The sequence below is a fragment of the Streptomyces sp. NPDC088745 genome (assembly GCF_044751045.1).
Lineage (GTDB): Bacteria > Actinomycetota > Actinomycetes > Streptomycetales > Streptomycetaceae > Streptomyces > Streptomyces cremeus.
In genome coordinates this window covers 855,689-869,222 of the sequence record NZ_JBIVLB010000002.1, presented here as the reverse complement: position 1 = coordinate 869,222, position 13,534 = coordinate 855,689, and the positions used below count along the sequence as shown (strand labels likewise).

Annotated in this window: 8 protein-coding genes; 4 read left to right on the top strand and 4 right to left on the bottom strand. The window is 71.4% G+C overall.

Going from position 1 to position 13,534, the window contains the following annotated elements; genetic code table 11:
* Positions 1-7: 7 nt before the first annotated feature.
* The 4 genes from nuoL (at position 8) to recQ (ending at position 7,366) form a co-directional block, all read left to right on the top strand.
* A complete protein-coding gene (gene nuoL, locus ACIP93_RS08555) occupies positions 8-1,954 on the top strand; it encodes an NADH-quinone oxidoreductase subunit L (protein ID WP_401756850.1) in 1,947 nt (648 codons plus the stop codon).
* A gap of 5 nt (positions 1,955-1,959) precedes the next feature.
* Positions 1,960-3,534, top strand: a complete 1,575-nt coding sequence (locus ACIP93_RS08550) for an NADH-quinone oxidoreductase subunit M (protein WP_401756848.1) — start codon at positions 1,960-1,962, stop codon at positions 3,532-3,534.
* Positions 3,531-5,195 (top strand): NADH-quinone oxidoreductase subunit NuoN, encoded by a 1,665-nt coding sequence (nuoN, locus tag ACIP93_RS08545; RefSeq protein WP_345229004.1) that lies wholly within the window; start codon positions 3,531-3,533, stop codon positions 5,193-5,195. The genes ACIP93_RS08550 and nuoN overlap by 4 nt, the downstream gene beginning before the upstream one ends.
* Before the next feature lie 161 nt (positions 5,196-5,356).
* Complete coding sequence (gene recQ, locus ACIP93_RS08540) at positions 5,357-7,366, top strand: DNA helicase RecQ (RefSeq protein ID WP_401757037.1); 2,010 nt, start codon at positions 5,357-5,359, stop codon at positions 7,364-7,366.
* A 196-nt stretch (positions 7,367-7,562) separates the two neighbouring features.
* Here recQ and ACIP93_RS08535 read toward each other — a convergent pair whose 3' ends face one another.
* The 4 genes from ACIP93_RS08535 to ACIP93_RS08520 all read right to left on the bottom strand — a co-directional run bounded on the left by ACIP93_RS08535 (position 7,563) and on the right by ACIP93_RS08520 (position 13,410).
* Positions 7,563-8,234, bottom strand: coding sequence for a GPP34 family phosphoprotein (locus tag ACIP93_RS08535; protein WP_345229002.1), 672 nt, complete (start codon positions 8,232-8,234; stop codon positions 7,563-7,565).
* A 72-nt stretch (positions 8,235-8,306) separates the two neighbouring features.
* Positions 8,307-9,545: a fumarylacetoacetase gene (fahA, locus tag ACIP93_RS08530; RefSeq protein WP_345229001.1), complete on the bottom strand. Its 1,239-nt coding sequence runs from the start codon at positions 9,543-9,545 to the stop codon at positions 8,307-8,309.
* A 319-nt stretch (positions 9,546-9,864) separates the two neighbouring features.
* A complete protein-coding gene (locus tag ACIP93_RS08525; protein ID WP_401756845.1) occupies positions 9,865-11,856 on the bottom strand; it encodes a CocE/NonD family hydrolase in 1,992 nt (663 codons plus the stop codon).
* Between the two features lie 12 nt (positions 11,857-11,868).
* A complete protein-coding gene (locus ACIP93_RS08520) occupies positions 11,869-13,410 on the bottom strand; it encodes a peptide MFS transporter (RefSeq protein ID WP_401756843.1) in 1,542 nt (513 codons plus the stop codon).
* Between the last annotated feature and the right edge of the window lie 124 nt (positions 13,411-13,534).

Sequence of the window (13,534 nt, the reverse complement as noted above, 5' to 3'; positions counted from 1 at the left end):
AAGAATCGTGGAGAACCTGATCGCGCTGCTCGTAGCGGCGCCACTGCTCGGAGCGGCCGTACTGCTGTGCGGCGGCCGCCGGTTGGACAAGATCGGCCACTGGCTGGGCACCCTGCTCGCCGCCGGTTCCTTCGTGATCGGCGCCGTCCTCTTCGCCGACATGATCGGCAAGGACGCGGGCGACCGCGCCCTGCACCAGAAGCTGTTCAGCTGGGTGCCGGTCGCGGACTTCCAGGCGGACATCGCCTTCCAGCTCGACCAGTTGTCGATGACCTTCGTCCTGCTGATCACCGGCGTGGGCACCCTGATCCACGTCTACTCCATCGGGTACATGGAGCACGACGAGCGCCGCCGGCGCTTCTTCGGCTACCTGAACCTCTTCCTCGCCGCGATGCTGCTCCTGGTCGTCGCCGACAACTACCTCCTGCTGTACTTCGGCTGGGAGGGCGTGGGCCTCGCCTCGTACCTGCTCATCGGGTTCTGGCAGCACAAGCCCAGCGCGGCGACGGCGGCCAAGAAGGCGTTCCTGGTCAACCGGGTCGGCGACATCGGCCTCTCGATCGCGATCATGCTGATGTTCACCACCTTCGGGACCTTCGCCTTCGGGCCGGTACTCGGGGCGGCGGAGGGCGCGAGCGAGGGCAAGCTGACGGCGATCGGCCTGATGCTGTTGCTCGCCGCGTGCGGCAAGTCGGCGCAGGTGCCGCTCCAGTCCTGGCTCGGCGACGCGATGGAGGGCCCGACCCCGGTCTCGGCCCTGATCCACGCCGCGACCATGGTGACGGCGGGCGTGTACCTGATCGTCCGCTCCGGGGCGGTCTTCGACGCGGCCCCCACGGCCCAGTTGGTGGTCACCGTCGTCGGCGCGGTCACGCTCCTGTTCGGTGCGATCGTCGGTTGCGCCAAGGACGACATCAAGAAGGCGCTGGCCGGATCGACCATGTCGCAGATCGGCTACATGATCCTCGCGGCCGGACTCGGCCCGATCGGCTACGCCTTCGCGATCATGCACCTGGTGACGCACGGCTTCTTCAAGGCCGGGCTCTTCCTCGGCGCGGGCTCCGTGATGCACGGCATGAACGACGAGGTCGACATGCGCAAGTACGGCGGCCTGCGGAAGTACATGCCGGTCACCTTCATCACCTTCGGCCTCGGCTACCTGGCGCTGATCGGCTTCCCGGGCCTCTCCGGCTTCTTCTCCAAGGACAAGATCATCGAGGCGGCGTTCGCCGCGGGCGGCACCCAGGGCTGGATCCTGGGCGCGGCCACCCTGCTGGGCGCCGGACTCACCGCGTTCTACATGACGCGCGTGATGCTGATGACCTTCTTCGGCGAGGAGCGCTGGCGCAACCGGGCCACCGCCTCCCCGGACCGGCCGGACGTGGAGCCCGCCGCCGAGACGCACGGCGCGCACGGCGAACCGCATCCGCACGAGTCGCCGAAGTCCATGACGATCCCCATGATCGTGCTCGCCTTCGGCTCGGTCTTCGCCGGTGGCTTCTTCGGCATCGGCGACCGGTTCGTCAACTGGCTGGCCCCGGTGACCAAGTTCGAGCACCCGCACCCCCCGGTCTCCGTGCCCGTCATCATGGGCGCGACGATCACGGTCCTGCTGCTCGGCGTGGCCGCCGCGTACGTCCAGTACGGCCGCAAGCCGATTCCGGTGGTCGCCCCGCGCGGCTCGCTGCTCACCCGGGCGGCCCGCCGCGACCTCCTCCAGGACGACTTCAACCACGTGGTCCTGGTCCGCGGCGGCGAGCACCTCACCCGCTCGCTGGTCTACCTCGACCACAAGGGCGTCGACGGCGTGGTCAACGGCACCGCCGCCTCGGTCGGCGGGCTCTCGGGCCGGCTGCGCAAGCTCCAGAACGGCTACGCCCGTTCGTACGCGGTCTCGATGTTCGGCGGTACGGCGATCCTCATCGCCGCGACCCTGCTGATGAGGGCGGTCTGATCACGATGTCCTTTCCCCTGCTCACCGCGACGGCGGTCCTCCCGGCGGCCGGTGCCGTTCTCACCGCCGCCGTGCCGGCCGCCCGCCGCACGGCCGCCAAGTGGCTGGCGCTGCTGTTCTCCCTGGGCACGCTGGTGCTGGCCGCGATCGTCCTCGTCCGCTTCGAGCCCAGCGGCGACCGCTACCAGCTCACCGAGTCGCACGCCTGGATCAAGGACTTCGGCGTCCGCTACGAACTGGGCGTCGACGGCATCGGGGTCGCGCTCATCGCGCTGACCGCGCTGCTGATCCCGTTCGTGATCCTCGCGGGCTGGCACGACGCCGACCCTCTGGAATCGAAGGACAACAAGCGCTGGCGCCCCACCCAGGGCTTCTTCGCGCTGATCCTGATGGTCGAGGCGATGGTGATCATCTCCTTCGAGGCCACCGACGTCTTCCTCTTCTACATCTTCTTCGAAGCCATGCTCATCCCGATGTACTTCCTCATCGGCGGCTTCGGCGACCGGGCGCACAGCGGCACGGACGAGGCGGCGGCCACCCAGCGGTCGTACGCGGCGGTCAAGTTCCTGCTCTACAACCTGGTCGGCGGCCTCATCATGCTGGCCGCGGTGATCGGGCTCTACACGGTCACCGGCACCTTCTCGCTCTCCGAGATCGCCGAACTCCGGGCCAACGGCGGCCTGGAGATGTCGACCACCGTCGAACGCCTGCTCTTCCTCGGCTTCTTCTTCGCCTTCGCGGTGAAGGCCCCGCTGTGGCCGTTGCACACCTGGCTGCCGAACGCGATGGGGGAGGCCACCACGCCGGTCGCCGTCCTGATCACGGCGGTCGTCGACAAGGTCGGCACGTTCGCGATGCTGCGCTTCTGCCTCCAGCTCTTCCCGGAGGCCAGCCAGTGGGCGACGCCCGCGATCCTCGTCCTCGCGCTGATCAGCATCGTGTACGGGGCGCTGCTCGCGGTCGGCCAGCGCGACATCAAGCGCCTGATCGCGTACGCGTCGATCTCGCACTTCGGCTTCATCATCCTGGGCATCTTCGCGATGACCAGCCAGGGCCAGTCCGGCGCGACGCTCTACATGGTCAACCACGGCCTCTCGACCGCCGCGCTGATGCTGGTCGCCGGCTTCCTGATCTCCCGGCGCGGGTCGCGGCTCATCGCGGACTACGGCGGGGTGCAGAAGGTGGCCCCGGTGCTCGCCGGAACCTTCCTGATCGGCGGTCTCGCGACGCTCTCACTGCCGGGCCTCGCGCCCTTCGTCAGTGAGTTCCTGGTCCTGGTCGGCGTGTTCGCGGCCTACCCGGTCGTCGGGATCATCGCCACCACCGGCATCGTCCTCGCCGCGCTGTACGTCCTGGTGCTCTACCAGCGCACCATGACCGGCCCGGTGAAGGCCGAGGTCAGCGGGATGAAGGACCTCAAGGCCCGCGAGCTGACCGTGGTCGTCCCGCTGATCGTGCTGCTGATCGGGCTCGGCGTCTTCCCCAAGCCGCTGACCGACATCGTCAACCCGGCCATCACCCACACCATGAGCGACGTGAACAAGCAGGACCCCGAGCCCGAAGTGGAGGCCGCGAAGTGAGCGCAGCATCCGTCCACAGCCTGTGGGCGACTCTGGCGGCCGACACTCCTCCCGGCTCCGGGCTGAAGTTCGACGCCCCGACCATCGAGTACGCCCAGCTCTCGCCGATCCTGATCATCGTCGGCGCGGCGGTGCTCGGCATCCTGGTGGAGGCGTTCGTCCCCCGCAAGGGCCGCTACTACGCCCAGCTCTTCCTGTCGGTGGTGGCCATCGCGGCCGCCTTCGCGGCGATCGTCGGGCTCGCGGCCAGCGGGTTCGCCACCACCAAGGCGCACATCGCGGCCATGGGCGCGATCGCGGTCGACGGCCCGGCCCTGTTCCTCCAGGGCACGATCCTGCTGGCCTCGCTGGTCGCCGTCTTCACCTTCGCCGAGCGCAAGCTCGACCCGGAGACGCACGGCAACCGCGTGGACTCCTTCGCGGCCGACGCGGCGGCGGTGCCCGGCAGCGACGCGGAGAAGGCCGCGGTCAAGGCCGGTTTCACCACCACTGAGGTCTTCCCGCTCGCCCTGTTCGCGATCGCCGGACTGCTCGCCTTCCCGGCCGCCAACGACCTGCTGACGCTCTTCATCGCGCTGGAGGTCTTCTCGCTCCCGCTGTACCTCCTGTGCGCCGTCGCCCGCCGCAAGCGGCTGATGTCGCAGGAGGCGGCCGTGAAGTACTTCCTGCTCGGCGCGTTCTCCTCGGCGTTCCTGCTGTTCGGCATCGCGCTGCTGTACGGGTACGCCGGTTCCGTCTCGTACGCGAAGATCGCCGACGTGGTCGACGGCACCGCCCAGCAGATCTCCCCGGCGCTCGCCGGGACCATGGGCAACGACGCGCTGCTCCTGATCGGCATGGCACTGCTCCTGATGGGCCTGCTCTTCAAGGTCGGCGCGGTGCCGTTCCACATGTGGACCCCGGACGTCTACCAGGGCGCCCCGACCCCGGTCACCGGCTTCATGGCGGCGGCCACGAAGGTCGCGGCCTTCGGCGCGCTGCTGCGCCTGCTGTACGTCGTGCTGCCGGGCCTCACCTGGGACTGGCGGCCGGTGATGTGGGGCATCGCCATCGTCACCATGCTGGGCGGCGCCGTCGTGGCCATCACCCAGACCGACATCAAGCGGCTCCTGGCGTACTCCTCGATCGCGCACGGCGGGTTCATCCTCGCCGGTGTCATCGCGGCCACCCCCGACGGCATCTCGTCCGTCCTCTTCTACCTGCTCGCCTACTCCTTCGTGACGATCGGCGCGTTCGCCGTGGTCACGCTGGTGCGCGACGCGGGCGGCGAGGCGACGCACCTGTCGAAGTGGGCGGGCCTCGGCCGGCGCTCCCCGCTGGTGGCCGCCGTCTTCGCGGTGTTCCTCCTCGCCTTCGCGGGCATCCCGCTGACCTCCGGGTTCTCGGGCAAGTTCGCGGTCTTCAAGGCGGCGGCGGAGGGCGGCGCGGGAGTGCTCGTCGTGGTCGGTGTGCTGTCCTCGGCGGTCGCGGCCTTCTTCTACATCCGGGTCATCGTGCTGATGTTCTTCAGCGAGCCGAAGGCGGACGGCCCCACGGTCGCCGTGCCGTCGGTGCTGACGACGACCGCGATCGGGGTGGGCGTGGCGGTGACGCTGGTGCTCGGCGTCGCCCCGCAGTACTTCCTGGACCTGGCCAACCAGGCGGGAGTCTTCGTCAGGTAACGGCCGTCACGGTGTGTCACCGCCGCCCGGCGCCCTTCGAGGGGTGCCGGGCGGCGGCTTTTGGTCCCGGTTGTCGGTGCGTGCCCCTACCGTGGTGGAGGTGGCGACACGGAAACGGGGGAACGGGTGCGATGAACGCGATGAGTGGGGCGAGCGGAGTAATGGACGTGGACGGGACACAGACGGCGGCCGGGACCGGGGGAGGCGTGGGAGTCGCGGAGAGTGATGCCCTGCGCACGCTGCACCGGATCTTCGGGTACGACGCGTTCCGCGGTGAGCAGGCGGCGGTCATCGACCAGGTGGTGGGCGGCGGCGACGCGGTCGTCCTGATGCCGACCGGCGGCGGAAAGTCCCTCTGCTACCAGATCCCGTCCCTGGTCAGGCCGGGCACGGGCGTGGTGATCTCGCCGCTGATCGCGCTGATGCAGGACCAGGTCGACGCGCTGCGGGCGCTCGGCGTGAAGGCCGGCTTCATGAACTCGACCCAGGACTTCGACGAGCGGCGCACGGTCGAGGCGGAGTTCCTGGCGGGCGAACTGGACCTGATCTACCTGGCCCCGGAACGGCTGCGGCTGGACTCGACGCTGTCGTTGCTGGCCCGCGGCAGGATCTCCGTCTTCGCCATCGACGAGGCGCACTGCGTGGCCTCCTGGGGCCACGACTTCCGCCCCGACTACCTGGCCCTGTCCGTACTGGGCGAGCGCTGGCCGGACGTGCCGCGCATCGCCCTGACGGCGACCGCGACGGCGGCGACGCACCAGGAGATCACCGCCCGCCTGGGCATGCCGGACGCCAAGCACTTCGTGGCGAGCTTCGACCGGCCGAACATCCAGTACCGGATCGTCCCGAAGGTCGACCCGAAGAAGCAGCTCCTGGCCTTCCTGAAGGAGGAGCACGCGGGCGACGCGGGGATCGTCTACTGCCTCTCCCGCAAGTCGGTGGACGCGACGGCGGACTTCCTCTGCAAGCAGGGCATCGAGGCGATCCCGTACCACGCGGGTCTCGACGGGGGCACCCGCGCCCGCAACCAGGCCCGCTTCCTGCGCGAGGAGGGTCTGGTGGTGGTCGCGACGATCGCCTTCGGGATGGGCATCGACAAGCCGGACGTGCGCTTCGTCGCCCACCTGGACCTGCCGAAGTCGGTGGAGGGGTACTACCAGGAGACCGGCCGTGCGGGCCGTGACGGGGCGCCCTCCACGGCCTGGATGGCGTACGGCCTCCAGGACGTCGTCCAGCAGCGGAAGATGATCCAGAGCGGCGAGGGCGACGAGGCGTTCCGCCGCCGGGCCGCCTCCCACCTGGACGCGATGCTGGCGCTCTGCGAGACGGCGGAGTGCCGGCGCGGCCAGCTCCTCGCCTACTTCGGGCAGGAGGGCGCACCGGAGAAGTGCGGCAACTGCGACACCTGCCTGAATCCGCCGGAGACGCTCGACGGGACGGTGCCCGCGCAGAAGGTGCTGTCGACGGTGTGGCGGCTGAAGCAGGAGCGCAGGCAGAAGTTCGGGGCGGGACAGATCATCGACATCCTGCTCGGGAAGAAGACGGCGAAGGTCATCCAGTTCGACCACGACCAGCTCTCGGTGTTCGGGGTGGGGCAGGAGTTCGCCGAGTCCGAATGGCGGGGCGTGGTGCGGCAGTTGCTGGCGCAGGGGCTGCTGGCGGTGGAGGGCGAGTACGGGACGCTGGTCCTGACGGAGTCCAGCGGGTCGGTGCTGGGCGGCGAGCGTCAGGTGCGGCTGCGCAAGGAGCCGAAGAAGGTGGCGGTGGCGCGGGCCGACCGGTCCGAGCGGAAGGCGAAGGCGGCGGCCGCGGTGGCGGACCTGCCGGCGGACGCGGCGCCGGTCTTCGAGGCGCTGCGGTCCTGGCGGACGGCGCAGGCGAAGGAGCTGGGGATGCCGCCGTACGTGGTCTTCAACAACGCGACGCTCCAGGAGATCGCGGTGCGGCGGCCGTCCTCGCTGGCGGAGCTGGGGGCGATCGGCGGCGTGGGCGAGAAGAAGCTGACGACGTTCGGGGAGGGCGTACTGGGCGTGCTGTCGGGGCTGGACGGCCCCACGGGGGCTCCCGCCCCGGTCCCGGCTCCCACCCCGGCCCGCTCGGCGGAACCCGAGTCGGCCTGGGACACGGAGCCCGAGCCCGACTGGGACATGGAACCGCCGCCGGAGGACTGAGCGGAGCCCTCCGGGGCCGGGGGCTGCCCGAAGGGCATGCCCCCTGGGGGCGCGGGGAACCGCGCGACCAGCCACGACGCCCCCGCACGGAACCCGCAACCCCTTCGCACGGAACGGGAACCACACCCCACCCGCACGGACACAGGACACCCAGGGCGAAGGCGGCGGCCCGGCCCCTCCCGCCCGGAAGCGGCGGTCACTCGCCCCCGCCGCCGTCCCCGCCCCCCGACGCCTGATCGCTCTGGACCGCCTTCCGGACCGCCCTCGCGGTCCACTCCCGGTGGCAGAAGTCCCGTGCCCGCGCCCGCAGGGCCCGCCCCTCCCGCCCCGGGAAGCGGCGTCCGACGAGCCCGGTCGCGTACAGGAACGCGCCCAGGAGCCGGTCGCGGTGGCCGGGGAAGCCCGCCGCCGACGCGTCGGCGAGCCGCTGGTGCACCACCGCCGAGAAGTCCTGGCCGGCCGCCGGGTGGCGGACCACCGGGAAGACGCCCCACACCTTCTTCGACTCCCGCCGCAGCACGCCCCGTTCGACCAGGCGGTCCAGACAGCGGCCCATGACCGTCCGCCCGGAGCGCCGTACGAAGTGCGAGGTGCGGACCGCGTCCCGGTGCGCCTTCCCCGGCGGACCGAGCCTCTCCAGCGCCTCCACCAGCACCGGGTCGGCGCCCGGCGGCAGGACCGGGTTGCGGACGTGCACCCGGCCCCGCTCCTCCACCACGCAGCCCGCCAGGGCGAGTTCGGCCAGCACGGCCCCGGCGACCCCGTACTCGACGTACTTGCCCATGAGACGGGTCGAGCCCTTCTGCGGGTGCAGTCCGAGCAGGAGGAGTTCCTCCGCGAGGGAGAGGTGGGGAAGGGGTGCGTTCACGGCGTCAGCCTCCCGGGGGCCGAGGGCAGGGGAGTTCCTGCGGAACTCCAGGATTCCCCGTCGGAGGGCCGTTCAGCCCCGCCCCACGATCCGCCCGGTGACCTCGCCGAGACCGACCTTCGTACCGTCCGGGCCCGGCGCCCACGCGGTGAGCGTGACCTCGTCGCCGTCCTCCAGGAACGTCCGCTTGCCGGTGGGCAGTTCCAGCGGCTCGGTGCCGTTCCAGGTCAGCTCCAGCAGCGAGCCCCGCTGCCCGGTCTGCGCACCGCTGACGGTCCCGGACCCGTACAGGTCCCCGGTCCGCAGCGACGCGCCGTTGACCGTCATGTGCGCCAGCATCTGCGCCGCCGACCAGTACATGCCCGAGAACGGCGGCTCGGAGACGACGACCCCGTTGACGGCGACGGAGATCCGCAGGTCGAAGCCGCCCGCCTCCTCGTCGTCGGAGTCGTCCAGGTACGGCAGTACGGGGACGTCCCGCGGCGGCAGCGCGACCCGCGCCTCCTCCAGGGCCTCCAGCGGAGTCACCCACGCGGAGACCGAGGTGGCGAAGGACTTCCCGAGGAAGGGGCCCAGCGGCACGTACTCCCACGCCTGGAGGTCCCGCGCCGACCAGTCGTTGAGCAGCGAGAGCCCGAAGACGTGGTCCCGGAACTCCCCGAGCCCGACCGGCTTCCCCAGCTCCGACGGCGTGCCGACGAGGAAGCCGACCTCCGCCTCGATGTCCAGCTTCACCGAGGGGCCGAAGACCGGAGCCGCGTCCGCCGGGGCCTTGCGCTGGCCCGAGGGGCGGACCACGTCCGTCCCGGAGACCACGACGGTGCCGGACCGACCGTGGTAACCGATCGGCAGGTGCTTCCAGTTGGGGGTCAGCGCGTCGCCGTCCGGGCGGAAGATGCGGCCGACGTTGGTCGCGTGGTTCTCGCTCGCGTAGAAGTCGACGTAGTCGGCGACCTCGTACGGCAGGTGCAGCGTGACCGCGTCCAGCGGGTGCAGCAGCGGCTCTATGTCCTCGCGGTGCGCGGGGCTGGTGACCCACGCGGTGAGCGCGCGGCGCACGTCGCGCCAGGCGGTGCGGCCCGCCGCGAGCAGCGGGTTCAGGGAGGGCTGGGCCAGGAGTTGGGCGTACGGGGAGCCGAGCGCGAGGGCGGCGGCGCCCGCGTCCAGCACGTGGTTGCCGATCCGGACACCGACGCGGCGGCGCTCCGGCGCGTCCGCGGTGGAGAACACGCCGTAGGGGAGGTTGTGCGGGCCGAAGGGGTCGCCCTCGGCGATGTCGAGCGCTGACGTGAGCGGGGACTGCTCGGGCATGGGGTGCTGCCTCGCTTTCCAGGTCGTTGGAACACACGTTACGTGGGCGGGGCGAGCGACGGCAGGGGCGGAAGAGTTCGTGATGTCCCGAAACGGCCGGGTAATGGCGCGGCGGCGCGGGGCGTTGACCTGCGGCGACCCGTCGGCCGAACCGGACGCCGACCACCGGATGCCGGACGGACCTCCCGGCCACCGGCTCCCCGGACGAACTCGCGCTCCGCCTCGCCCTGTTCGGCTTCCCCTTCGAGGTGCACGGGCCCCCGGGCCCGGTGCGGCGGGCCGGCCGCACCGCCGACGGGGGCCGTGCCCGGGGCCGGGGTCAGCCCGCCGTGCGCGGAATCCGGCGTTCCCACACCCGGTGGAAGACGACTTCGCCGCCCTCCTTGCAGGTCACCTCGTTGTACGTCAGGAAGTCCGACGCGTCGCAGGTGATCTCGGAGCGGGTCACCACCTCCGTGTCCCAGGCCAGGTCCGGGCGGCGCAGGCGGATCGTCCAGTCGGAACGGGTGCGGGCCGACAGGGGGTCCCGTTCGTCGATCGTGTACGTCTCCAGGGCGTCCTCGGTGAATTCGAGGCCGTCGGGGTAGACGCGGGTGCCGCCGTAGCGCGGGTCGACCTCCAGCTTCCACTCGCCCTTGGCCACGTCCCGTACGACCAGGCGTTCCGGCCGCTGGTCCGGGTCGGCGGGGAACACGACGTTCAGCGGAGCCGACTGCTCCGGCTCCTCGAAGCGGATCTCCGGGTGCTCGGTGTGCTCGCGCACCGGAAGCTCCAGCGACGAGCCCGCCGGGTCCAGGACGAAGCCTGCCGAGCCGGCCTGCGGCCAGATCCACGGCCAGTACGCCGAGGAGACCGACAGGCGCACGCGGTGGCCCGGCGGGAAGGTGTGGCCGATGCCATTCAGCTCGAACTCCACGTCCTCCGTCGCCCCCGGCCGCCACGCCTCCGCGCGGTCCCGGCCGTTGCGGGCGGAGAGGTTGAGGACACCCCGGGTGACCAGCGTGGACGAACCGTCGGGGGCGACGTCGCAGACCCGCGCGATCGCCTGGCCGCGCGGCACGTCCACGGTCAGCCGCAGCCGCACCTTCGCCCGGCCCAGGACCTCGATCGGCGCCCGCGTGACGGGGAAGTCGAAGCAGGCCGACCTGGCGTCCTCCTCGCGCTGGTCCGGCGGCAGGTCGGAGTCGTTGCCGAAGGGGAAGAAGCGCCCGGCGTCCAGTCCCGTGTGCATCGGCGAGTCCACGATCACGGGCGGCCCCTGGAGCCCGTACGTCACCGGAGTGACCAGCGGGGACGGCCAGGCGGTGTCGCCGACCCAGCGGCCCGGCAGTTCGGGGTAGGTCGTCGCGGGCGGGTGGGACTCGCTGATCCAGGAGCGGAGCAGGGGCTCGGCCATCACCCCGGTCTCCTCGCCCTTGAGGTGCTGGTCCCACCAGCGCAGGGTCTCCTGGAGGAAGCCGATCGCCGGTCCCGGCGGCAGGCCGCGGTCGGGGTACTGGTGCGACCACGGGCCGATCAGTCCGCGCACCCGGCCGGGATCGAGGTGCTCGACCAGGCGCAGCACCGTGTCCCGGTACGGGTCGTGCCAGCCGCCCACCGCGAGCACGGCGGCGTCGATCGCCGCGTAGTCCTCGCAGACGCTGCCGTGCTTCCAGTAGTCGTCCCGGGTCTGGTGCGCGAGCCAGGTGTGGATGAAGGGGTCGACCGCGTCCAGGCGCTCGCGCCACCTGTCCTTCCACCCGTCGCCGACCTGCGCCGGGTCCGGCGGGCGGCAGACGAAGGCGAGCATGGTGGCCGCCCAGGCGTGCATGTCCACGGCGAGCACGGAGCCGCCCATGTAGTGCACGTCGTTGTCGTAGCGGTCGTCGGCGGAGCAGACGGTGACGACCGCCTTCAGGGGCTCGGGGGCGAGGGCCGCGATCTGGAGCGAGTTGAAGCCGCCCCAGGAGATGCCGAACATGCCGACCTTGCCGGTGCACCAGGGCTGGGCGGCGAGCCAGTCGACGACCTCGACGCCGTCGCTGAGCTCCTGGGCGTCGTACTCGTCGCCGGGCAGGCCCTCGCTGTTGCCGTGGCCGCGCACGTCCACGCGCACGGACGCGTAGCCGTGGCCCGCGTACCAGGGATGGCGCTGCCAGTCGCGGGGCGCGGTCCAGTCGCTGAGCCGGTAGGGGAGGTATTCGAGGATCGCCGGTACCGGCTCCTCGGTCACCGGACGCCAGATCCGGGCGTACAGGCGGGTGCCGTCGGCCAGCGGGACCGTCACGTCCTCGCAGGTCGTGTCGTACGGGAAGGCAGTGCGTATGTGCATCGGGAGGCCGCCTCAGTGAACGGGGTGCATGGTGCGCTTGAGCCAGGGGGCGGCGGCGACGACCGCGAGGCCGCAGACGACCGCGACGGCGCCGTTGACGCCGAAGTACACGGGGTTGGAGACCTGGCCGTAGAGCTTGACGGTCTGGGCCTGGATGCCGTTGGCGAGCGCGAGGGAGAGGAACCAGAGCGCCATGGTCTGGCTGGCGAAGGCCTTCGGCGCGAGCTTGGTGGTGGCGGACATGCCGGATGTCTGGAGCAGAATGTCGCCGAGTCCGAGCAGCAGGTACGAGCCGACGATCCACCAGGCGGCCATCCTGTACGTGTCGTCGGCGTGCCCGGAGGTGGGCAGGACCATCAGGAGGAAGGACAGGCCGCCCAGCACCACCCCGATGGCGATCTTGTTGGAGGCGTGCGGCTGGCGCTTGCCCATCCGCACCCACACGGCGGCGACCACGGGGGCCAGCGCGACCTCGAAGGCGCCGAGCGCGGACGCGTACCAACTGACCGGGAAGTCGAAGCCGAGGAGGTGCGTCTCGGTGTTCGACGCCGCGAGCAGCATCATCGTCGAGTACGCCTGGAACAGGATGAAGTTGAACGCCACGGACGCCAGGAACAGGACGACGTACGGCCGCAGCCGGCCCTTCTCCTCGGCCGTCACCCGGGGGCTGCGGAACATCACCGCGAAGTAGACCACCGGCGCGATCACCGAGATCAGCGTGAGGACGTCCACGAAGCGGTCCATCGTCAGCCAGCCGGCCAGCGCGAGCAGCGTGCAGACGGCGGCCACCACGACCAGGCCGGCGACGATCACGCGGACGGCGCCGCGCATCTTCTGCGGCGGCAGCGCGAACTCCGCGCGGTCCTTGCGGCCCGCGAGGTGGCGGCGGCCGGTGACGTACTGGACCAGGCCCAGCGTCATGCCGATCGCGGCGGCCGAGAAGCCCCAGTGCCAGCCCCGGTGGTCGGCGAGCCAGCCGGTGACCAGGGGGCCGAGGAAGGCGCCGATGTTGATGCCCATGTAGTAGAGGGCGAATCCGGCGTCCCGGCGCTCGTCGGCGGTCCGGTAGAGCTTGCCGACCATGTTGGCGACGTTGGGCTTGAGCAGGCCGGTGCCGGCGCTGATCAGGCCGAGGCCGATCCAGGTGAAGGCGTCGGTGGGCACGGCCATCGCGTAGTGGCCGCAGGCGATCAGGACGCCGCCCCACAGCACGGCCCGGTAGGAGCCGAGGATGCGGTCGGCGAGCCAGCCGCCGGCCACGGACACCAGGTAGACGAGGGTGCCGTAGGCCGCGCCGAGGGAGGCCGCGTTGCCCGGGTCCACGCCCATGCCGCCGTCCGCGACGGCGGCCGCGAAGTAGAGCACCAGGATCGCCTGCATGCCCAGGAAGGAGAAGCGCTCCCACACCTCCAGGCCGGACAGGGTCATCAGGCCCTTCGGCTGGCCGAAGAAGGCGGTGTCGTCGCCCGGGGGCGGCTGCGCGTCCCGGGGGCCGGCCGCCGGGCCGGAGGGACGGGACGCGTCGGGCTGGGGGTCGGGCTCCGTGTGGGACAAAGGGCTCTCTCCCGGTCGTATCGGCTCACCACGAACATACCGGTGCGCTTCGGACCGCGCCCGGGGGCGGCGCGGGGGCGCGGCCGGCCTCGGACGGTGGTGCGGGCAACAGGGCGGGGGCCTC

Excerpts from the sequence above, each read along its gene's own strand:
- ACIP93_RS08550 (WP_401756848.1), top strand. The coding sequence starts at position 1,960 with ATGTCCTTTCCCCTGCTCACCGCGACGGCGGTCCTCCCGGCGGCCGGT.
- recQ (WP_401757037.1), top strand. The coding sequence starts at position 5,357 with ATGGACGTGGACGGGACACAGACGGCGGCCGGGACCGGGGGAGGCGTG.
- fahA (WP_345229001.1), bottom strand. The coding sequence starts at position 9,545 with ATGCCCGAGCAGTCCCCGCTCACGTCAGCGCTCGACATCGCCGAGGGC.
- ACIP93_RS08525 (WP_401756845.1), bottom strand. The coding sequence starts at position 11,856 with ATGCACATACGCACTGCCTTCCCGTACGACACGACCTGCGAGGACGTG.